Source organism: Streptomyces sp. NPDC051963 (assembly GCF_044593495.1).
In the GTDB taxonomy this organism is placed as follows: Bacteria; Actinomycetota; Actinomycetes; order Streptomycetales; family Streptomycetaceae; genus Streptomyces.
This window is the reverse complement of the sequence record NZ_JBIUCC010000002.1, coordinates 233,670-254,860: the sequence shown is the minus strand read 5'-3', so window position 1 is coordinate 254,860 and position 21,191 is coordinate 233,670. Positions and strand designations below refer to the sequence as shown.

The 21,191-nt window shown below is 70.6% G+C and carries 15 protein-coding genes; 3 read left to right on the top strand and 12 right to left on the bottom strand.

Annotation, left to right across the window (positions count from 1 at the left end; genetic code table 11):
* Positions 1–15: 15 nt before the first annotated feature.
* Together hemW and ACIHFB_RS07620 are read right to left on the bottom strand one after the other, a co-directional pair.
* A complete protein-coding gene (hemW, locus tag ACIHFB_RS07625; protein WP_400125832.1) occupies positions 16–1,248 on the bottom strand; it encodes a radical SAM family heme chaperone HemW in 1,233 nt (410 codons plus the stop codon).
* A 27-nt stretch (positions 1,249–1,275) separates the two neighbouring features.
* Positions 1,276–3,162, bottom strand: coding sequence for a SpoIIE family protein phosphatase (locus ACIHFB_RS07620; RefSeq protein ID WP_400125831.1), 1,887 nt, complete (start codon positions 3,160–3,162; stop codon positions 1,276–1,278).
* A 180-nt stretch (positions 3,163–3,342) separates the two neighbouring features.
* On the opposite strand from ACIHFB_RS07620, the gene ACIHFB_RS07615 reads away from it, so the two are divergent.
* Both ACIHFB_RS07615 and ACIHFB_RS07610 read left to right on the top strand, forming a co-directional pair.
* The gene (locus ACIHFB_RS07615; RefSeq protein ID WP_365279087.1) at positions 3,343–7,413 is read left to right on the top strand and encodes a HAMP domain-containing protein; all 4,071 of its coding nucleotides are present in this window, start codon (positions 3,343–3,345) and stop codon (positions 7,411–7,413) included.
* Positions 7,414–7,425: 12 nt separating this feature from the next.
* Positions 7,426–7,980, top strand: coding sequence for a response regulator (locus tag ACIHFB_RS07610; RefSeq protein WP_365279090.1), 555 nt, complete (start codon positions 7,426–7,428; stop codon positions 7,978–7,980).
* Between the two features lie 107 nt (positions 7,981–8,087).
* On the opposite strand, the gene ACIHFB_RS07605 is transcribed toward ACIHFB_RS07610, so the two are convergent.
* Positions 8,088–9,962: an AMP-dependent synthetase/ligase gene (locus ACIHFB_RS07605; RefSeq protein WP_365279093.1), complete on the bottom strand. Its 1,875-nt coding sequence runs from the start codon at positions 9,960–9,962 to the stop codon at positions 8,088–8,090.
* Positions 9,963–10,206: 244 nt separating this feature from the next.
* Positions 10,207–12,075, bottom strand: a complete 1,869-nt coding sequence (lepA, locus tag ACIHFB_RS07600) for a translation elongation factor 4 (protein ID WP_365279096.1) — start codon at positions 12,073–12,075, stop codon at positions 10,207–10,209.
* 221 nt (positions 12,076–12,296) lie between these two features.
* Between lepA and rpsT the strand changes: the two genes are divergently transcribed.
* Entirely contained in the window at positions 12,297–12,563 is a 267-nt protein-coding gene (rpsT, locus tag ACIHFB_RS07595; protein ID WP_365279099.1) for a 30S ribosomal protein S20, read from the top strand.
* 196 nt (positions 12,564–12,759) lie between these two features.
* Here the strand turns inward: rpsT and ACIHFB_RS07590 are convergent, their stop codons facing one another.
* The 8 genes from ACIHFB_RS07590 to ACIHFB_RS07555 all read right to left on the bottom strand — a co-directional run bounded on the left by ACIHFB_RS07590 (position 12,760) and on the right by ACIHFB_RS07555 (position 21,159).
* Positions 12,760–13,155, bottom strand: coding sequence for a nuclear transport factor 2 family protein (locus ACIHFB_RS07590; RefSeq protein WP_365279102.1), 396 nt, complete (start codon positions 13,153–13,155; stop codon positions 12,760–12,762).
* 67 nt (positions 13,156–13,222) lie between these two features.
* Positions 13,223–14,212, bottom strand: coding sequence for a DNA polymerase III subunit delta (gene holA, locus ACIHFB_RS07585; RefSeq protein ID WP_400125827.1), 990 nt, complete (start codon positions 14,210–14,212; stop codon positions 13,223–13,225).
* A 321-nt stretch (positions 14,213–14,533) separates the two neighbouring features.
* Complete coding sequence (locus ACIHFB_RS07580; protein WP_400125826.1) at positions 14,534–14,779, bottom strand: hypothetical protein; 246 nt, start codon at positions 14,777–14,779, stop codon at positions 14,534–14,536.
* Between the two features lie 96 nt (positions 14,780–14,875).
* Entirely contained in the window at positions 14,876–15,709 is an 834-nt protein-coding gene (locus ACIHFB_RS07575) for an arylamine N-acetyltransferase (RefSeq protein ID WP_400125824.1), read from the bottom strand.
* 4 nt (positions 15,710–15,713) lie between these two features.
* On the bottom strand, positions 15,714–18,176 hold the full coding sequence (locus ACIHFB_RS07570; RefSeq protein WP_400126743.1) for a ComEC/Rec2 family competence protein: 2,463 nt from the start codon (positions 18,174–18,176) through the stop codon (positions 15,714–15,716).
* A 113-nt stretch (positions 18,177–18,289) separates the two neighbouring features.
* A complete protein-coding gene (locus ACIHFB_RS07565; protein ID WP_400125822.1) occupies positions 18,290–19,402 on the bottom strand; it encodes a helix-hairpin-helix domain-containing protein in 1,113 nt (370 codons plus the stop codon).
* A 110-nt stretch (positions 19,403–19,512) separates the two neighbouring features.
* On the bottom strand, positions 19,513–20,358 hold the full coding sequence (locus ACIHFB_RS07560) for a DegV family protein (protein ID WP_365279117.1): 846 nt from the start codon (positions 20,356–20,358) through the stop codon (positions 19,513–19,515).
* A gap of 72 nt (positions 20,359–20,430) precedes the next feature.
* Complete coding sequence (locus tag ACIHFB_RS07555) at positions 20,431–21,159, bottom strand: hypothetical protein (protein ID WP_400125820.1); 729 nt, start codon at positions 21,157–21,159, stop codon at positions 20,431–20,433.
* Positions 21,160–21,191 lie beyond the last annotated feature (32 nt).

Here is a 21,191-nt window from a genome sequence, read left to right as displayed (position 1 = left end):
CACCCGCCGTGGTGATCAGTCCACCAAGTCCCTGACCACCGCGTCCGCCAGCAACCGCCCCCGAAGCGTCAACACCGCACGCCCCTCCGCGTACGGCCCTTCCTGAAGCAGCCCCTCCCGCAGAGCCCGCCGCGAGGCGGTCAGGCCGTCGGGGCGCAGCAGCGACAGGGGCGCCCCCTCCCGCAGCCTCAGCTCCAGCAGAATCCGCTCCACCCGCCGGTCCTCCTCGGACAGCACCTCACGTCCGGCCCCCGGCGACCGCCCCTCCGCCAGGGCTCCCGCGTAAGCGCCCGGATGCTTGACGTTCCACCACCGCACCCCGCCCACATGGCTGTGTGCCCCGGGCCCGGCCCCCCACCAGTCGGCGCCGCGCCAGTACAGCTCGTTGTGCAGGCAGCGCCCCGCATCCGACGTCGCCCAGTTCGACACCTCGTACCACTCGAAGCCGGCCTCCGACAGCACCGACTCCGCGATCAGATACCGGTCCGCGTGGACGTCGTCGTCGGTCATCGGAACCTCGCCCCGGCGGATGCGCCGAGCCAGCTGCGTGCCCTCCTCGACGATCAGGGCGTAGGCCGAGACATGGTCCGGTCCGGCGCCGATCGCCGCCTCCAGAGAGGCCCGCCAGTCGTCGTCCGACTCGCCCGGGGTGCCGTAGATCAGATCCAGGTTGACGTGGCCGAAACCCGCCGCCCGGGCCTCCGTCACACACGCCTCAGGGCGTCCCGGAGTGTGCGTCCGGTCCAGCACGCGCAGGACGTGCTGCTTCGCGCTCTGCATGCCGAAGGAGATCCGGTTGAAGCCGCCCTCGCGGAGCGTCGCCAGATAGGCGGGGTCCACCGACTCCGGGTTCGCCTCCGTCGTGATCTCGGCGTCGGGTGCCAGGCCGAACTCGTCGCGGATCGCGCCCAGCATGCGTACGAGATCGCCGGCGGCCAGCAGTGTCGGCGTACCGCCTCCGACGAAGACCGTCCGGACGGGGCGCGGATCGTCGCCCAGCACCTTCCTCGCCAGCCGGACCTCGTCGATCAGGGTGTCGGCGTAGTTGTCACGGGAGGCGAGGACGCCGCCCGTGCCGCGCAGCTCGGTCGCCGTGTAGGTGTTGAAGTCGCAGTAGCCGCAGCGGGTGGCGCAGTACGGGACGTGCAGATAGAACCCGAGGGGGCGGTCGGCGGCGCCGGCGAGCGCGGGGGTGGGCAGCGCGCCGTCGTCGGGGACGGGCTCGCCGTCGGGAAGTGCGGAAGGCATGCCTTCCATTGTCCAGCACCGGCACCCCTACTCGGCTTGCAGCACCAGCAGCGCCAGATCGTCCTCCGGCGGTCTGCCCCCGAACTCGTGCACCAGCCTCCGGATCCGCTCCGCGATCAGCTCGGCGCTGAGCCCCACGCACCCCGCCAGCGCGTCCGCCAGCCCGTCGCCGTCGTCGAACTGGCGTGAGCCGGAGCGCCGCTCCGTCACTCCGTCGGTCACACAGAGCAGGGTGTCGCCCGGGCCCAGCTCGAAGGTCTCGCTCGTGTACGTCTCGTCCTCGACGACGCCGAGGAGGGTCTGCGGGCGGGCGACCGTACGGACGGAACCGTCCGGGCCGAGCAGCAGCGGCAGCGGATGACCCGCGGACGCGAGCGTGCAGCGTACGCCGCCGTCGAAGGGGACCAGTTCGCCGTACAGAAGGGAGAGGAAGCGGGTCTGCGGGCCCTCGCCGGGGCCGATCGGCCGGGCGCCCGCCGCCACCAGCACGCGGGCCGCCGCGTCCGCGGCCTCGGTGGCGTCGTCGAGGAGGAGCTGGTTGAGGCGGTCGAGGACATCGGCGACGCGGTAGCCCTCGCGGGCCAGCAGCCGCAGCCACGGGCGGGCCAGGCCGATCACCACGGCGGCCTCGGGGCCCTTGCCCTGCACATCGCCGACCGCGAAGCACCAGCGGCCGTCGCCGGCCGGGAAGAGGTCGTAGAAGTCGCCGCTGGGTCCGCCCTTGTCGCAGGGTTCGTAGACGAGCGCGCTGTGCACGCCGGGGATCTCCGCGACGGCGCCGGGCAGCAGCCCGCGCTGGAGCACGGCGCTGATGGTGGCCTGGCGGGCGTACTGGCGGGCGGCGCCGATCGCGAGCGCCACCCGGCGGCCGAGGTCCTCGACGAGCCCCGTGATCTCGTCGGGGAAGCGGACCGCCCCGGACCGTCCGATGACGAGCGTGCCGAGCGGCCGGCCGCCCGCGATCAGCCGGTACGCCAGCGCCGAGCCGTGTTCCGCGCGCGGGCCGAGCGCGTCGCCGGGCCAGGGGTAGGAGACGGGACCGGAGCGGACGGGGTCGGGGGCGCGCGGCGGGTCCTTCTCCAGGGCCCGGCGCAGCTCCTCGATGCGGTTCTCGCTGCTGTGCCAGACCCGGGCGAGCCGTGGCCCGGTTCCGGAGACCCCGTCGGACCAGCCGCCGCGCCCCGTCACCTCGTCCTCCAGCCACACCGCGCACCACTCGGCGAGGCGCGGCACGATCAGCTGTCCGGCGAGCGCGGCGACCAGGTCCTCGTCGAGCTGTCCGGCGAGCAGGTCGGAGGCCTCGGCGAGAAAGGACAGGGCGCCGCGGTTGAGCCACTCCCGGTCCCGCTCGGCCTGTTGCGGTTCGGGGGCCAGGAAGTCGGCGACATGGAGGCTGCACTCTCCGTCGTACGCCCCCGGCGGCTCGGCGGGCAGTCGCGCCCACACCGTCTTGGCGCCCCGGCGGTAGGTGACGCCCCAGTCCTCCGAGAGCGTGGCGACCAGGCGCAGGCCGCGGCCGTACTCCGGTGTCTCGTACGACGGTTCGCCGTCGCTGTCGCGCGGGGCGCGCGAGGGGTGGTGGTCGGAGACCTCGACGACCAGGTCACCGGTCGCCGCCTCCAGCCGGCACCCGAGCCCGACGTCGGTGCCGGCGTGCACGACGGCGTTGGTGACGAGTTCGCTGACGACCACGACGGCGTCGTCGGCGAGCCGCTCGGTGAGGTGTTCGGTGCCGGGCAGGCCCAGCTCGGTCCACTCGGCGAGTGCGGCACGCAGCAGTGCGCGGGCGGAACCGGGCGCGAGGGGACTTCCGCAGAGGGTCGTGCCCACCTCCGCGCGCGGGTGCGCGCCCCCCGGCCCAGGTGCATCAGAGGCACGGGGATGTGTCTCCCGTTGCATCGGAATGGCCCCCATGTCCAGCTCCCCGAGCAGTTCGGACGAATTCACCTCGATCGATGCGGACAGAGTGACAGACTGGCCACGCCCATAAGCGCCGAGTTACCGAAGTGGGCCGCCATGAGTGAGAACAGTGCTACGCGAGTGCTCGAAGACGGACAGATTCGAGCATCGGACTTGCGCCCGCTGCTTGCCGCGATGACAGCGGCCCGGGACGGGGATCTCTCGAAGGTGCCGGAATCCGGCCATGGGCTGGTGGCCGAGCTCGCCACCGTCTTCAACCAGATCATGGACCGCAGCAATCACTTCAACACGGAAGTGCAGCGCGTACGACGCGAGCTGGTCCGGCACGGCAGGCTCGACGAACGCCTCTCGGCCAGCCCGGGCCAGGGCGCCTGGACGTCCCGGGTCAACGAGGTGAACCAGCTGCTGGACGCCCTGGTGGCCCCGGCCGCCAACGCCACGCGCGTGCTGGACGCGGTGGCCGGCGGCGACCTCACCCAGCGGGTCGATCTGCACGACGGCAACCGGCAGTTGCGCGGTGATCTACGACGGCTCGGCCGGGCCGTGAACAAGATGGTGGACCAACTCTCCCTGTTCACCGGCGAGGTGACCCGGGTCGCCCGCGAGGTCGGCACCGAGGGACGGCTCGGCGGACGGGCCAAGGTGACCGGCCTGTCGGGCAGTTGGCGGGATGTCACCGAGGCGGTCAACACGATGGCGTCCCGGCTGACCGCCCAGGTGCGTGACATCGCGCTGGTGACCACGGCGGTGGCCCGCGGCGACCTGACCCGCACGGTCACGGTCGAGGCGACCGGCGAGCTGCTGGAGCTGAAGCTCACCGTGAACACGATGGTCGACCAGTTGTCGGCCTTCGCGGACGAGGTGACCCGCGTGGCCCGAGAGGTCGGCACCGAGGGGCAGTTGGGCGGGCGGGCGCAGGTGCGCGGTGTGTCCGGCGTCTGGAAGGACCTCACCGACAACGTCAACTTCATGGCCTCGAACCTGACTTCGCAGGTGCGGAACATCGCCCAGGTCACCACCGCCGTCGCCAACGGCGACCTCTCGCAGAAGATCACGGTGGACGCCCAGGGCGAGATCCTGGAGCTGAAGTCGACCATCAACACGATGGTCGACCAGCTCTCCGCCTTCGCCGACGAAGTCACCCGCGTCGCCCGCGAGGTCGGCACCGAAGGAAACCTCGGCGGGCGGGCCCAGGTCCGCGGCGTCTCCGGCGTCTGGAAGGACCTCACCGACAACGTCAACTTCATGGCCGACAACCTGACTTCACAGGTGCGGAACATCGCCCTGGTGTCCACGGCCGTGGCCCAGGGCGACCTCGGCAAGAAGATCACGGTCGAGGCGAAGGGCGAGATCCTGGAGCTGAAGTCCACCATCAACACGATGGTCGACCAGCTCTCCGCCTTCGCCGACGAAGTCACCCGCGTCGCCCGCGAGGTCGGCACCGAAGGAAACCTCGGCGGCCAGGCGCAGGTCCGCGGCGTCTCCGGCGTCTGGAAAGACCTCACCGACAACGTCAACTTCATGGCGTTGAACCTGACTTCACAGGTGCGGAACATCGCCCAGGTCACCACCGCCGTCGCCAACGGCGACCTCTCCAAGAAGATCACCGTCGACGCGCGCGGCGAGATCCTCGAACTGAAGGACACCGTCAACACGATGGTGGAGCAGCTGCGCGCCTTCGCCGACGAGGTCACCCGCGTGGCCCGCGAGGTCGGCACCGACGGCCGGCTCGGCGGACGCGCCCAGGTGCTGGGCGTCTCCGGCGTCTGGCGGGACCTGACGGACAACGTCAACTACATGGCGGACAACCTGACCTCGCAGGTGCGGAACATCGCCCAGGTCACCACCGCCGTCGCCAACGGCGACCTCTCCAAGAAGATCGACGTGGACGCGCGCGGCGAGATCCTGGAGCTGAAGACCGCCATCAACACGATGGTCGACACCCTGTCCTCCTTCTCCTCCGAGGTCACGCGCGTGGCCCGCGAGGTGGGCAGCGAGGGCCAACTCGGCGGCCAGGCCCGGGTGGAGGGCGTCTACGGCACCTGGAAGCGCCTGACGACGAACGTGAACGAACTCGCGTCGAACCTCACCACCCAGGTCCGCGCCATCGCCGAGGTGGCCTCCGCCGTGGCGCAGGGCGACATGTCCCGCTCGATCACCGTGGAGACCCAGGGCGAGGTCGCCGAGCTCAAGGACAACATCAACCTGATGGTGGCCAACCTCCGTGAGACGACCCGCGCAAAGGACTGGCTGGAGTCCAACCTGGCCCGCCTCGCCGCCCTGATGCAGGGACACCGGGACCTGATGGAGGTCGCGGACCTGATCCTGCGCGAGCTGACCCCGCTGGTGAACGCCCAGTACGGCGCGTTCTTCCTGGCCGACCCGGAGGAGGACAGCGCGACCCTGCGCACCACCGTTCCCGCGAAGGGACTCGCGTTCATCGCCGGCTACGGCTCGGCGCAGGGCGCGACCGTCGACACGGGCGGCATGCCGGTGCACGGGCTGGTCCGCCAGGCGGCCCGCGAGCGGAAGCGGATCCTGGTGGAGGAGGCCCCGCCGGACTACATCAAGATCAACAGCGGGCTGGGCGAGGCCGCCCCGAGCAGCGTGGTCATCATCCCGATCCCCTTCGAGGACAAGCTCCTCGGCGTGATCGAGCTGGCGTCCTTCTCCCGCTTCTCCGACGTCCACCTCGCGTTCTTCGACCAGTTCGTGAACACCATCGGCGTCGCCATCAACACCATCATCGCCAACTCCCGCACCGAGTCCCTGCTCGGCGAGTCCCAGCGCCTCGCCATGCAGCTCCAGGAGCGCTCGGACGAACTCCAGATGCAGCAGGCGGAGTTGCAGCGCTCGAACGCCGAACTGGAGGAGAAGGCCGCCCTGTTGGCCACCTCCTCCCAGTACAAGTCCGAGTTCCTGGCGAACATGTCGCACGAACTGCGCACCCCGCTGAACTCCCTGCTGATCCTCGCCCGGCTGCTGTCGGACAACCCGGACGGCCATCTCTCCGACCAGGAGGTCCAGTTCGCGACGACCATCCACCGCTCCGGATCGGACCTGCTGCAACTGATCAACGACATCCTCGACCTGTCGAAGATCGAGGCGGGCCGGATGGACGTACGCCCGAAGAAGCTGCCGCTGATCAAGCTGCTCGACTACGTCCACGCCACCTTCCGCCCGCTCACCCTCGACCGCGGGCTGGCCTTCGAGGTGGCGGTCGGCGACGACGTGCCGCACGAGATGTACTCGGACGAGCAGCGGCTCCAGCAGATCCTGCGCAACCTGCTCTCCAACGCGATCAAGTTCACCGCCACCGGCCGTGTCGAACTGCGCGTCAGCCGGGTCAAGGACCCCGAGCACCACTACGTCCGCGACACCGACGAGGTGATCGCCTTCGGTGTCTCGGACACCGGCATCGGCATCGCGCCGGAGAAACTCCCGGTGATCTTCGAGGCGTTCCAGCAGGCCGACGGCACCACCAACCGCAAGTACGGCGGCACGGGACTGGGGCTGTCGATCAGCCGGGAGATCGCCGGCCTGCTGGGCGGCCGTATCGTCGCCGAGAGCGAGCCCGGCCAGGGGTCCACCTTCACCTTGTACGTCCCTGTCGTCAGCCCCGGCCACGCGGCGACCGGACCGGTCCCCGAGAGCCGTCCGCTGCCGCTGCCGGAGCAGCTGTCGGCCGAGCCGTACACCACGCACGAGCCCGTCGACAGCTGGCCCACCCCCACCAAGCTGGAGGAGTGGAAGTCCGGCCGGGCGGGTCAGGTGCTGCCCGGGCGGCGGGTGTTGATCGTCGACGACGACATCCGCAACGTCTTCGCCCTCACCCATGTACTGGGCCGCGTCGGAATGCCCGTGCTGTACGCGGAGAACGGCCGCGAGGGCATCGAGACCCTGGAGCGCAATCCGGACGTCGAACTCGTCCTGATGGACATCATGATGCCGGAGATGGACGGCTACGAAACCATCTCCGCCATCCGCCGCACCCCCCGCTGGACGGGCCTGCCCATCGTCGCGCTGACCGCGAAGGCGATGCCCGGAGACCGCGAGAAGTCCATCGCGGGGGGCGCCAACGACTACGTACCCAAGCCCGTCGACGTCGATCAGCTGCTGACCGTCGTCTGCGCACTCCTTGATCCGGAGGGCGTGAGCGTCCGGCAGCCCGGCGGCGATACGGAGACAGCAGGACCGGAACCGCACACGGCAGGGGAGGCCGCGGTTCCGCCGACTACTGAGTGAGGCACAGTCATCATGAGCGCTGAGGCAACGACCAACGAGCGCGCCAACATCCTCCTGGTCGACGACATGGAGGACAACCTGATCGCGCTGGAGGCCGTCCTGGGGTCCCTCAACGAACCGCTCGTACGCGCGCGTTCGGGCGAGGAGGCGATGAAGGCGCTGCTGCGGCAGCAGTTCGCCCTGGTCCTGCTCGACGTCCGGATGCCGGGCATGGACGGCTTCGAGACCGCCGCGAACATCAAACGGCTCGACCAGACCAAGGACGTCCCCATCATCTTCCTGACGGGCGCGGAGGACGACTCCGGCTACGCCTTCCGCGGCTACGCCACCGGCGCCGCGGACTACCTCACGAAGCCCTTCGACCCCTGGGTCCTACGGGCGAAGGTGAGCGTCTTCCTCGACCTGCACCGCAAGAACCGGCAGCTGGAGAAGTTGAGCAACGAGATGGGCGCACGCCTGGCCGCACTGGAGGATCAGCTGACGGGGGCAAACCCACCGGACAAGGCGACACTACTGAGGCAGGTTGTGGAGCTTCGCCAACTGGTAAACAGGGGCCAAGCCAACTGACCCAGGGGCGCGGGACTGTGTCAACATGCGGCTCCGCCGCGTGGGCGCGACCAGCCACAACGAACCCGCAGCCGCCGACAGTCCCCCGCCACCCCTCCGCTCCCGCGCTACGCCTCGCGAGAGCCCTCGTACATCTCCTCGATCAAGTACTTGTACTCCCGCTCCACAACCGGCCGCTTCAGCTTGAGGCTCGGCGTCAACTCACCGTGCTCGACATCGAGATCCCGCGGCAGCAGCCGGAACTTCTTGACGGTCTGCCACCGCTGGAGCCCGTCGTTGAGCTCCTTCACATACCCCTCGATGAGGGCGACCGTGGCGGGCGCGGCGACGACCTCCTCGTACGACTTGCCCTCCAGGCCGTTGTCCTTGGCCCAGCCCATGATCGACGGCTCGTCGAGGGCGATGAGGGCACTGCAGAAGTTCCGGTCGGCGCCGATCAGCACGATGTTCGAGGTGTACGGGCACACGGCCTTGAAGCTGCCCTCGACCTCGGTCGGCGCGATGTACTTGCCACCGGACGTCTTGAACAGGTCCTTCTTGCGGTCGGTGATGCGCAGGTAGCCGTCGGCCGACAGCTCGCCGATGTCACCGGTGTGGAACCAGCCGTCTGCTTCCAGCACCTCGGCGGTCTTCTCGGGCAGCCCGTGGTAGCCCTCCATGATGCCGGGGCCGCGCAGCAGGATCTCGCCGTCGTCGGCGATACGGACCTCCGTGCCGGGCAGCGGCTTGCCGACCGTGCCGGTGCGGTAGGCCTCGCCGGGGTTCACGAAGGACGCGGCGGAGGACTCGGTGAGGCCGTAGCCCTCGAGGATGTGGATGCCGGCGCCGGCGAAGAAGTAGCCGATCTCCGGTGCCAGGGCGACCGAGCCGGAGACACAGGCCCGCAGGTTGCCGCCGAAGGCCTCGCGCAGCTTGGCGTAGACGAGCGCGTCGGCGACCTTGTGCTTGGCGGCCAGGCCGAAGGGTGCGGAGAGGGTGCCGGTGCGGCGGAAGTTGTCCTGAGTGACCTTGGCGTACTCGCGGGAAACCTCGGCGGCCCACTGGAAGATCTTGTACTTGGCGGGACCGCCCGCACGGGCCTTGGCCACGACGCCGTTGTAGACCTTCTCGAAGATCCGCGGCACGGCCGCCATGTACGTCGGCTGCACCACCGGCAGATTCTCGATGATCTTGTCGACGCGGCCGTCGACGGCGGTCACGTGTCCGACCTCGATATGGCCGGACGTGAGCACCTTGCCGAAGACGTGCGCGAGGGGGAGCCACAGATACTGGACGTCCTCGGGGCCGACCAGACCGGTCGCGGCGATCGCCTTCGCCATGTACGACCAGTTGTCGTGCGGGAGACGGACGCCCTTCGGGCGGCCCGTGGTGCCCGAGGTGTAGATGAGGGTGGCCAGCTGGTCCTTGGTGATCGCGCCGACCCGCTCCTTGACCACGTCGGGGTTCTTCTCCAGGTACGCGGCGCCCCGGCGCTCCAGCTCGGCGAGGGTGAGCACCCAGTCACCGGGCTCGACACCGGCGGGGTCGATGACCACGACACGGGTGAGCTCGGGCAGCTCGGCGCGCTTCTCCTGCGCCTTGGCCAGCTGCTCGGCGTTCTCCGCGACCAGCACCCGGCTCCCGGAGTCGGAGAGGATGAACGCCGACTCCTCGGCGTTGGTCTGCGGGTAGATCGTGGTCGTGGCGGCGCCGGCGCACATGATGCCGAGGTCGGCGAGGATCCACTCGATCCTGGTGGCGGAGGCCAGCGCAACGCGCTCCTCGGGCTGCACACCCAGTTCGATCAGTCCGGCCGCTATGGCGTAGACCCGCTCGGCGGTCTGCGCCCAGCTCAGCGACTTCCAGTCGTCGGCGCCCTGCCCGGTGGCCGGGGGTACCGGGTAGCGGTATGCCTCGGCATCCGGCGTGGCGGCCACGCGCTCCAGGAAGAGGCCCGCGACGGACGGCGGACGGTTCTCGATCAAGGTCTGTGTGTCGCTCACGACATCCTCCGGGGCCCGCGACTGCGCGGCTGGCTCATTGCGGCTGTTTTCACTGCTGCTGCTTCACTCGCGAGCTGTTGTTTAACTCGCGAGTAACTACCGAGCAGAGATCAGAGTAGAGCGCGACCGGCCGGTGCGTAAGAGGCTGCGGCCTGTCACTTCCTGGATCGAGCGACCGTACGGACGCGCAGGGGCCCGCCGCGCTGTGACGCGACGGGCCCCAATTCTCGCGGGTGAGGGCCGGCTATTTCTTGCCCTTGCCGGAACCGGCGTTCTCTTCGCTGGACAGGACGGCGATGAAGGCCTCCTGGGGAACCTCCACGGAACCCACCATCTTCATCCGCTTCTTGCCCTCCTTCTGCTTCTCCAGCAGCTTCCGCTTACGGGAGATGTCACCGCCGTAGCACTTGGCGAGGACGTCCTTGCGGATGGCGCGGATGGTCTCGCGGGCGATGACCCGGGAGCCGATGGCGGCCTGGATCGGCACCTCGAACGCCTGCCGCGGGATCAGCTCGCGCAGCTTGGCGACGAGCCGCACACCGTACGCGTACGCGGCGTCCTTGTGCGTGATTGCGGAGAAGGCGTCCACCTTGTCGCCGTGCAGCAGGATGTCGACCTTGACCAGGCTGGAGGTCTGCTCGCCGGTGGGTTCGTAGTCCAGCGAGGCGTAGCCGCGGGTCTTGGACTTCAGCTGGTCGAAGAAGTCGAAGACGATCTCGGCGAGCGGCAGGGTGTAGCGGATCTCGACCCGGTCCTCGGAGAGGTAGTCCATGCCGAGGAGGGTGCCGCGCCGGGTCTGGCACAGCTCCATGATCGAGCCGATGAACTCGGTCGGGGCGAGGATCGTGGCGCGTACGACGGGCTCGTACACCTCGTTGATCTTGCCCTCGGGGAACTCGCTCGGGTTCGTCACCGTGTACTCGGTGCCGTCCTCCATGAGCACGCGGTAGACCACGTTCGGAGCGGTGGCGATGAGGTCGAGGCCGAACTCGCGCTCCAGCCGCTCACGGATGACGTCGAGGTGCAGCAGCCCCAGGAAGCCGACCCGGAAGCCGAAGCCGAGAGCGGCGGACGTCTCGGGCTCGTAGACGAGCGCGGCGTCGTTGAGCTGGAGCTTGTCGAGGGCCTCGCGCAGCTCGGGGTAGTCGGAGCCGTCGAGCGGATACAGGCCCGAGAACACCATCGGCTTGGGGTCCTTGTACCCGCCGAGCGCTTCGGTCGCCCCCTTGTTCAGGGTGGTGATCGTGTCACCGACCTTGGACTGACGGACGTCCTTCACGCCGGTGATGAGATAGCCGACCTCACCGACGCCGAGACCGTCGGCCGACTTCATCTCGGGGGACGAGACACCGATCTCCAGCAGCTCGTGGGTCGCGCCGGTGGACATCATCCGGATCCGCTCACGCTTGTTGAGCTGGCCGTCGATGACTCGGACGTAGGTGACGACGCCCCGATAGGAGTCGTAGACGGAGTCGAAGATCATCGCGCGCGCGGGGGCGTCGGCGACACCGACCGGGGCCGGGACCTCGGCGACGACCTTGTCGAGCAGCGCCTCGACGCCGAGCCCGGTCTTGGCGGAGACCTTGAGAACGTCCTCGGGGTCGCAGCCGATGAGGTTGGCGAGCTCCTCGGAGAACTTCTCCGGCTGGGCGGCCGGCAGGTCGATCTTGTTCAGTACGGGGATGATCTTGAGGTCGTTCTCCATCGCCAGGTAGAGGTTGGCGAGGGTCTGGGCCTCGATGCCCTGGGCTGCGTCGACGAGGAGGACGGTGCCCTCGCAGGCGGCGAGCGACCGCGACACCTCGTAGGTGAAGTCGACGTGCCCCGGGGTGTCGATCATGTTGAGGATGTGCGTGTTGCCGGGCTCATGAGTCGGAGCCCAGGGCAGACGCACCGCCTGGGACTTGATCGTGATGCCGCGCTCGCGCTCGATGTCCATACGGTCGAGGTACTGAGCACGCATCTGCCGCTGCTCGACCACCCCGGTCAGCTGGAGCATCCGGTCGGCGAGCGTGGACTTGCCGTGGTCGATGTGCGCGATGATGCAGAAATTGCGGATCAGAGCCGGGGCGGTACGGCTCGGCTCGGGCACATTGTTAGGGGTCGCGGGCACGCAGGGTCCTGTCTCTTGAGGCGCCTTATGCCTCGGGTCGGATCGATACGTAGGCTCCATGGTCCCACGGGCGGCGGCCGGAGACCGATTTGGGCCGCTCGCCGGGCCACTGGTACTCTGGGTGGCTGTGTCTCGTGCCCTCTGTGCAGGAGACACTCCCTCAAGAAATCACCGGTACGGGTCCCGCGTGGCCCCGTACCAGAACCTGAGAAGGCTCATTCGTGGCGAACATCAAGTCCCAGATCAAGCGGATCAAGACCAACGAGAAGGCTCGGCTGCGCAACAAGTCGGTCAAGTCCTCCCTGAAGACCGCGATCCGCAAGGCCCGTGAGGCCGCTGCCGCGGGTGACGCCGAGAAGGCCACCGAGTACCAGCGCGCTGCCGCGCGTCAGCTCGACAAGGCCGTCTCCAAGGGCGTCATCCACAAGAACCAGGCCGCCAACAAGAAGTCGGCGCTGGCTTCCAAGGTCGCTTCCCTCAAGGGCTGACACTTGATTTGACCGCCGGAGGGAATCGAGCGGGCCCTCTCTCATCCGCTCCCATCCGGCACCCCGAGCCTGTACGCGGCCTGCGTTCGCCACGCGGGTACGGGCTCACCGTCTTGAACCGAGGCCCCGGCACCTCGCCCTTCCCCAGGGCGGGTACCGGGGCCTTCGGTGTGCGCCGACTCACCGTTCCGGGCGCTTATGACCAGAACGCGTTGCTCTTGTCGATGTCTGCGATGCACTCGTCGAGATCGCTGATCTTGTCTCCGACAATCCGGAAGACGATCGCACCGTCCTCATCGAGGCGCTTGCCCTGACGCTCCGCGCTGAAGTGGTGCACGGCGACCGCGTGGCCCCGGCCGTCGACGAGGATGTTGCGCAGTTCGACCTGCATCGTGCCGCCCGTCTCCTGGAAGAGCCGCCCGTACATGTCGATGGCCGCGTCCTGCCCCTTGTAGTCACCGGACAGCGGGTGGCTGCCCGGTACATGGTGAGTGCAGTCCGATGTCATGAGCCCGCGCATGGCGTCCATGTCACCGCGTGTGAAGGCTTCATAGCCCTTGCGGACGAGAGTTGCGTGCGGGTGTTCAGCCATGCCAGTCGCCACCTTTCCGTCCCATCGGCGATTTACGGCTGATACGCCCGATTCTCCCCTCTTCGCGCTACGCCCGCCCCCTGGACCGAGCGGCCCTCGCAATCGTGACGACCGCCTTCTCCAGGGCGTACCCGGGATCGTCCCCGCCGCCCTTCACTCCCGCGTCCGCCTCGGCCACGGCCCGCAGCGCGATGGCGACGCCGTCCGGCGTCCACCCCCGCATCTGCTGACGCACCCGGTCGATCTTCCACGGCGGCATGCCCAACTCGCGCGCCAGATCGGCCGGCCGGCCACCGCGCGCCGAGGACAGCTTCCCGATCGCCCGCACGCCCTGGGCGAGCGCACTGGTGATCAGCACCGGAGCCACGCCGGTCGACAGCGACCACCGCAGCGCCTCCAGCGCCTCTGCGGCCCGGCCCTCGACGGCCCGGTCGGCGACGGTGAAACTCGACGCCTCGGCCCGCCCGGTGTAGTACCGCCCGACAACGGCCTCGTCGATCGTCCCCTCGACATCCGCGACCAGCTGGGAGACGGCGGAGGCGAGCTCCCGCAGGTCACTGCCGATGGCGTCGACGAGCGTCTGGCACGCCTCGGGCGTGGCCGAGCGCCCGACTGCCCGGAACTCACCTCTGACGAAGGCCAGCCGATCCGCCGGCTTCGTCATCTTGGGACACGCGACCTCCCGCGCCCCGACCTTCCGCGCGGCGTCGAGCAGCCCCTTCCCCTTGGCCCCGCCCGCGTGCAGCAGCACGAGGGTGATCTCCTCGGCGGGCGCCCCGAGATAGGCCTTCACGTCCTTGACCGTGTCGGCGGACAGATCCTGCGCATTCCGTACGACCACGACCTTCCGCTCCGCGAACAGCGACGGACTGGTGAGCTCGGCCAGCGTCCCCGGCTGCAACTGGTCCGGCGTCAGGTCACGTACATCCGTGTCGGCGTCGGCAGCCCTGGCAGCGGCCACCACCTCCTGCACGGCACGGTCGAGCAGGAGATCCTCCTGGCCCACGGCAAGCGTGACAGGGGCGAGAGGGTCGTCTTGTGCGGTCTTCCTGGCCATCCCGACAAGCATGGCACGCCCCACTGACAACGAGAGACGCCACCGAGCGGTCAGCCTCCAGGCAGCCGACGCCCGCCATCAGCCTCCGGACAGCCGCACCCGCCCAGCTGCGGGCAGCCGACGCCCGCCGTCAGCCTCCGGGCAGCCGCACCCGCCCAGCTGCGGGCATGCGTGCCGCCTGGGGCGGCACGGGTGGGCGCAGGCGGCATCCCGTCAGCGCCGGGCTGCGCGACCCACCCCCGGCCGGCACCAACTCAGCGCACCCTGAACCCAGCTCACCCTGAACCCAGCGCACCCTCAACCCGCCCAGCCAGCGCAGCGCTACGGCTCCTCCCGCCACCCCTCCCACTCCCCCGCCAACGAATCCAGCTCCGCCGGATCCAACCGCCCCTCCTCATCCCGCAGCACAACAAGCCACTGCGCATCCTCCGCATCGTCCTCACCGGCCAGCGCATCCCGCACCAGCTGCGGCTCCTCACTCAGCCCGAACCGCTCCCCCAGCGCCTCCACGGCCTCTTCAGCGGCATCCCGGTCAGGCAGCACCAGCACATGTCTCACATCACTCACGCCCCCATTTTCCGACACCGCCACACCCGCCCCGACCCACCGCCCGGGCGGCCGGCCAGCCCCCAGGTCGCCTCGGCCTACCCCACCCCACCCCGGTCAACCACCCCGCTTCGGGCCCCGCACCTCCGGCACAGCCGCCAGCTCGATCCCGAACCTCTCCCGATACACCGCGAGAACCTCCGCGTCCGAGCCCAGCTCCGCCACCTCCCGCGCCCCGTCCGCCGCCGTCACCGTGAACTTGCGCCCGCTGAGCGTGATCCTCCCCCCGTCCTCGGTGACCCGCGAGCACACCAGCGACTGCACGAAGTGCGAAGCCGAGGACGTGCTGTGCCACCACGCCCCGGCCACGAAGTCACCGAGCACCCGCGGCCGCAGCTCCAGCCGATACTGCGGCTCGCCGTTCCGTTCGACCTCCAGATCCGTCGCCGCGGCCGAACCACCCCGCACCCCGGCCGCATCCGGCCCCGCCTCGACGATCCGGAAGACACCTCCGGGATCCGGCTGGTCCGCCCGCGCCTCGAACGCCAGCGGATAGTGGCTGTGCGCCCCGAACCCGACGTCGGCCAGCCACTCACCCCCGTCCACCGTGCGCACCTTCAGCGCGAGATGGTCGTACGGAATCCCGAGCCGCCCCTCGTCGCCGTACACCCGGCCCGCGAGCAAGGTGACGTCGTACCCCAGCGTGGTGAGCAACGCCCCGAACGTTCCGTTCAGTTCGTAGCAGAACCCGCCCCGCCGCGCCCCCACGAGCTTGTCCAGCAGCCGCTTCTCCTCCAGCACGATCTCCTCGCCGAGATGGATCGACAGGTTCTCGAACGGGACGGTCTGAAGGTGCCGCAGATGCAGCTCGCGCAGGACGTCGACGGTGGGCCCCGCCGGGTGCTCGACTCCCAGCCGACGGAGATAGGCATCAACCTCTGCGGAATTCATGCCCTCAGTCTCGCCCCACGAGCAGCTCCCCGCCCTTACTCGCGACGGCCACCGCCCCGTCCTCGTCCGTCCGCAGCACCACGGCCCCCCGCGCCCGCAGCGCCGCGAGCGTGCCGGGCGCGGGATGCCCGTACGGGTTGTCCGCACCTGCGGAGATCAACGCCAGCCGCGGCGACACCCACCGTATGAGCCCAGGATCCTGATACGCCGAGCCATGGTGGGCCACCTTCAGCACATCCACGCGCCCCAGCCGCGCTCCCGCAGGCGACCTCAGCAGCGCCTGCTGGGCCGGGGGTTCGAGGTCCCCGAGCAGCAGGAGCCGCAGCCCCGCCGACCGGACGAGCAGGCTGACGCTGGCGTCGTTCGGCCCCTCCGTGTCCGGCGCCCGTGCCGAAGGCGGGGGCGGCCAGACGACCTGCCAGCCGAGCGCCCCGGTGCGCCGCTGTTCCCCGGCGACGGCTCTCGTCACCGGAATGTGCCGCGCGGCCGCCTCCCTCCGGACGAACTCCGCCTGGTCCACCGGCTCTTCGAGCCCTGTCGTCTCGATCGCACCGACCGCCCGTCCACGCAGCACCCCGGGCAGGCCGGCCACATGATCGGCGTGGAAGTGGGTCAGCACCACCAGCGGAACCCTGGTGACCCCGAGCGTGCGCAGACACCGGTCGACCAGCGTCGGATCCGGCCCGGCGTCCACGACCACACCCGCACCCTCACCCGCCGCGAGCACCAGGGCGTCGCCCTGTCCCACATCGCACATCGCCAGCCGCCAGCCCGGCGGCGGCCACCCCGTGATCACCCTGGCCAACGGCGGCGGCTGCACGACCACCAGCAGGAGCAGCACCGCACAGGCCCCGCACCACCACGGATGCCGCAGCAGCCGACGGCCGACGAGCACGACCACCACCGTGACGAGCGTCAGCAGCGCCGCCCCGGTCCAGCTGCCCGGCCAGTCCACACCCGCGCCGGGCAGGGCCGCACCGGTTCGCGCCACGTCCGCGATCCACCCGGCCGGCCAACTCGCGCACCACGCGAGCGCCTTGGCCACCGGCATCGCCACCGGCGCCGTCGCCAGCGCGGCGAAGCCCAGCACCGTGGCGGGCGCGACCGCGAACTCCACGAGCAGGTTGCACGGCACCGCCACCAGGCTCACCCGCGCCGACAGCACCGCGACGACCGGCGCGCACAACGCCTGCGCTGCGGCAGCGGCGGCCAGCGCCTCGGCGAGCCGCGGCGGCACCCGGCGCCTTCGCAGCGCGGTGCTCCAGCGGGGCGCGATCGTGAGCAGGGCGCCGGTGGCCAGCACGGACAGCAGAAAGCCGTAACTCCTGGCCAGCCACGGGTCGTACAGCACCAGCAGCAGTACGGCCGTCGCCAGCGCAGGGATCAGCGATCTACGGCGTCCGGTCGCGAGCGCGAGCAGCACGACCACCCCGCAGGCAGCGGCCCGCAGCACGCTCGGATCCGGTCGGCACACGACGACGAACCCGAGCGTGAGCACGCCGCCGAACAGCGCGGTAGTCCGCAGCGGGATACCGAGCCGGGGCGCGAGACCGCGCCGCTCGATCCGCTGCGCCAGGCCGGGCGGCCCGATGAGCAGGGCGAGGATGATCGTCAGGTTGCTTCCGGAGACGGCGAGCGTGTGCGCGAGGTCGGTCTCCTTGAAGGCCTCGTCCAGCTCCGGAGTGATCCGCGCGGTGTCCCCGACGACCAGCCCCGGCAACAGCGCCCGCGCATCCGCCGGCAGCCCCTCCGTGGCTTCCCGCAGCCCTGCCCGCAGCCGTCCCGCGAACCGTTGCGTCGCCGACGGTTCCTCGACGACCCGTGGCACCGCCCGGTCCCGCACCCGCAGCACGGCGGCGACCCGGTCGCCGCCCACCAGGGCCGGGGCCAGTCGTGCGGTGACGCGCAGCCGCGTGGAGGGCAGCAGCCGGAGCCACGGAGAGGCCGCCGGTCCCTCGACGGCGGGGCGTGGTCCCGCGTCGACGATCAACAGCACCGGCGCCCGCGTCGCCACCGCCGTCCCGTCCGCCTTCTCGACGCGTCGCACGTCCGCGCCGATCAGCACGGCGCTCGGCGCCGCGTGATTGCCTCTGATCCGGGGCCGGGTGAGCCGGGGATCGGCGGTCACCTCGACCTCGGCCGTCACGGTCGCGTACTCCCGCGCCAGCCCGGGCACCGGTCCACGCCGCAGATCGGCCCCGTGCAGCCCGGCGGAGGCGGCGCCCGCGGCGACACAGCAGAGGACCGCGGCCACCGAGACCCGGGACCATCGTCGCCGTATGGCCAACAGGACGCCCGCTGTGACCAGGCACACTCCCGCGATGCCGGTGATCCACTCCGGCGAGGCGTCCAGCGTCAGCGCGGCCGTCACCCAGACCGCGAACGCGGGTGGGACGAGTCGTAGGTCCGTCGGTCCTTCCTGCCGGGGGTGGGCAACGCCGAGCCGCTTGCCGGAGGCGGCATGCACCGACGCACGGGGGCCGTCAGCACCGGCCTCGTCGGGAGCGACAGAAGCAGCCGAACCCGCGGCGAGCGCACACGCAGTCTGCTCGGGCCTGCCGCGCCGCCCATCGACCGCACTCATGGCCGTACGAGATCCCGTAGATCGGCGAAGCGGCGGTCGCCGATGCCGTTCACCTCGCGCAGCTCGTCCACCGAGCGGAAGCCGCCGTGCTGGGTGCGGTAGTCGATGATGTGCTGCGCCAGCACCGGTCCCACACCCGGCAGGGTGTCGAGCTGCTCCACGGTGGCCGTGCTGAGCGCGACCGGAGCCGCAGGAGCGGCCCCCGTCACCGAGCCGACCGAGCCGCCGACCGCCGTACCGCCCGAGACCGCACCCGCGCCCGTGCCCGCCCCGGGACCGCCGACGATCACCTGCTCGCCGTCCAGAAGGAAGCGGGCGCGGTTGAGGCCGTCGGTGTTCGTACCGGGGCGCACCCCGCCGGCCGCACGGAGCGCGTCGACAACCCGCGAACCCGCGGGAAGGCGCTGGATCCCGGGTTCACGGACCTTGCCGCTGACGTCCACCACGATCTCCGCCCCTGCGGTACCTCCGGCGGTGGGGCCGCCCGGAACCTTGCTCGGCTCGGCTTCCCCTTCCTCGAACGGAGCCGCCGCCCGCACGATCTCAGGGGGGTGCACGGACTGGGTCCGGCCGGTCCAGAAGTGCTGCACGGCGAAGGCCGCGGCGACGACCAACAGCGCGCCGAGCGCGACCACGCTGCGTCGCTCCAGCCCGCACCTCGCCTGTAGCCACACCGGCATTCGCTCCCGCACCACCGGCCCGACCCGATCCCGCCATGCCCTCGCGCCCTGCCCGGCCCGGGCACCGGCATCGACGTCCGCGGCGACGGACGGAGCATGATCGTCGACTCCTCCACCGGCGGGCGGGGCATGGTCGCCAACTCCTCCACCGGCAGCCTGCGCATGGTCACCGACACCCTCACCGCCCGGCGAAGCATGGTCACCGACACCCCCACCCGCGGCCGGCACCACCCCCAACTCCCCACCCTGAACAGCCCGTTCGGCGAAGAGAACCTCCGCACGACGGCGGAGTTCCTCCGCCGATGCGTATCGGTGCCGGGCCCGGCTCCGTGGGTGGGTGCGGCGACGGCGGGTGCGGCTGTCGGAGGCGGGGCCGCGGCCCGGGCCGCTGCTGACGGTCGCTGCGCGTGAACGTGATCGAAGTGACATGCGACGAGGATCGGACACCCCGGCCCTCGCGCGATGATCTTGGTCAAATCCCGGGGATTACCGCCCAGTTGTGGATAACTCCATCACCCACACGTGTGAGGCAGCCGCCGTCACCGCGGCGAAACCACGACCCCCAGCAACCCGGGCCCGGTATGCGCCCCGATCACCGCCCCCACCTCGCTCACATGCAGGTCGGCCACCCCGGGCACCCGTGCCCGCACCCGGTCCGCCAGTGCCGAAGCCCGCTCATGGGCGGCGAGATGGTGGACGGCGATGTCGACCTGGGCGCCGCCCGCCCGGTCGGCCACGATCTCCTCGAGACGGGCGATGGCCTTCGACGCCGTCCGTACCTTCTCCAGGAGTTCGATGCGGCCGCCCTCCAGCTTGAGCAGCGGCTTCACCGCCAGGGCGGAGCCGAGCAGGGCCTGCGCGGCACCGATCCGGCCGCCGCGGCGCAGATAGTCGAGGGTGTCGACGTAGAAGTAGGCGGATGTGCCCGCGGCCCGCTTCTCCGCGGCCGTGACCGCCTCGTCCACCGTGCCGCCGGACTCCGCCGCCTCGGCCGCCGCGAGCGCGCAGAACCCGAGTGCCATCGCCACCATCCCGGTGTCCACGACCCGAACGGGCACCGGCGCCTCACGCGCCGCGACGAGCGCCGCGTCGTAGGTGCCGGAGAGCTCGGCGGACAGATGCAGCGAGACGATGGCGGTGGCGCCGGCCTCGGCGACCTTGCGGTAGGTCTCGGCGAAGAGCTGAGGGCTGGGGCGCGAGGTGGTGACGGGGCGGCGCTTCTGGAGCGCCTGGGCAAGGGAACGAGTGGAGATCTCGGTGCCCTCTTCCAGTGCCCGGTCGCCGAGGACGACGGTCAGGGGCACCGCTGTGATGCCGTGGCGCTCCATCGTCAGCGGCGGCAGGTAGGCCGTTGAATCGGTGACGATCGCGACATGGCGGGACATGAGCTGGAGGTTACCTGGCGTAGCGCCTGCGCGGCAGCCCGGCCCCGCTGACCCTAACCGGCCGGAACAGGATCAAGTGGTGCTCTCGGGACGGGGCTTCTTCTGCCACGGATAGGTGGGACGCGGGCCCGGCGGGGTGATCGCGGGCCGAGTCGGCTCCTCGGCCGTGTCCGACCGGGGTGTCTCGGGCCACGTCTGCTGGGCCGCGGGGCTCTCGGCGGCGGGCGCTTCGGGCCACGGGGGCGGTGCGGATTCCGTGGTGGTCCAGTGTCGCAGGGCGCCGGTCTCCAGGTCGATCTGGGTGCTGAGCGAGTCCAGGTCGTCGTCCGCGAAGCGGTGGGCCCGGTCGCGGACCGCCCAGCGCAGCGAGTCCGCCGAGTCGGTGATGCGCTTGGTGCGCTCGCGCAGCGCGGGCAGACGCTCGGCGAGGGTCGCCCGGTCGGGCTCGGACTCCAGGCGCTTGAGGTCGTCGTCCAGTTCATGGCCGTGCACGCTGAGGCGCTCGAAGAGGCCGAGGGACTCCTTGAGGGACTCGTCCTCGGCGACTCTTGCGTGCAGGGCGTCCTGGGTGGCGCGCATCGAGGTGCGCAGCTTCAGCCGGAGCTGGGCGATCTCGCCCGCCGGGCCGAGTTGGGCGAAGGACTTGGCCCGCAGAGTGTGGTCCTCGACCGTGCGGCGCGCCTGGGTGAGGGTGCGGTCCACGCCTCTCTTGGCCGCGCCGACCGCCTTCACCGTGGCGTAGGCGCCGAGTACCAGGAAGAGCACGAAGAGCAGAGCGAACACTGCGACGACTGCTTCCACGACGCTCCTCCTCCGGACGGGCACGGCACGGC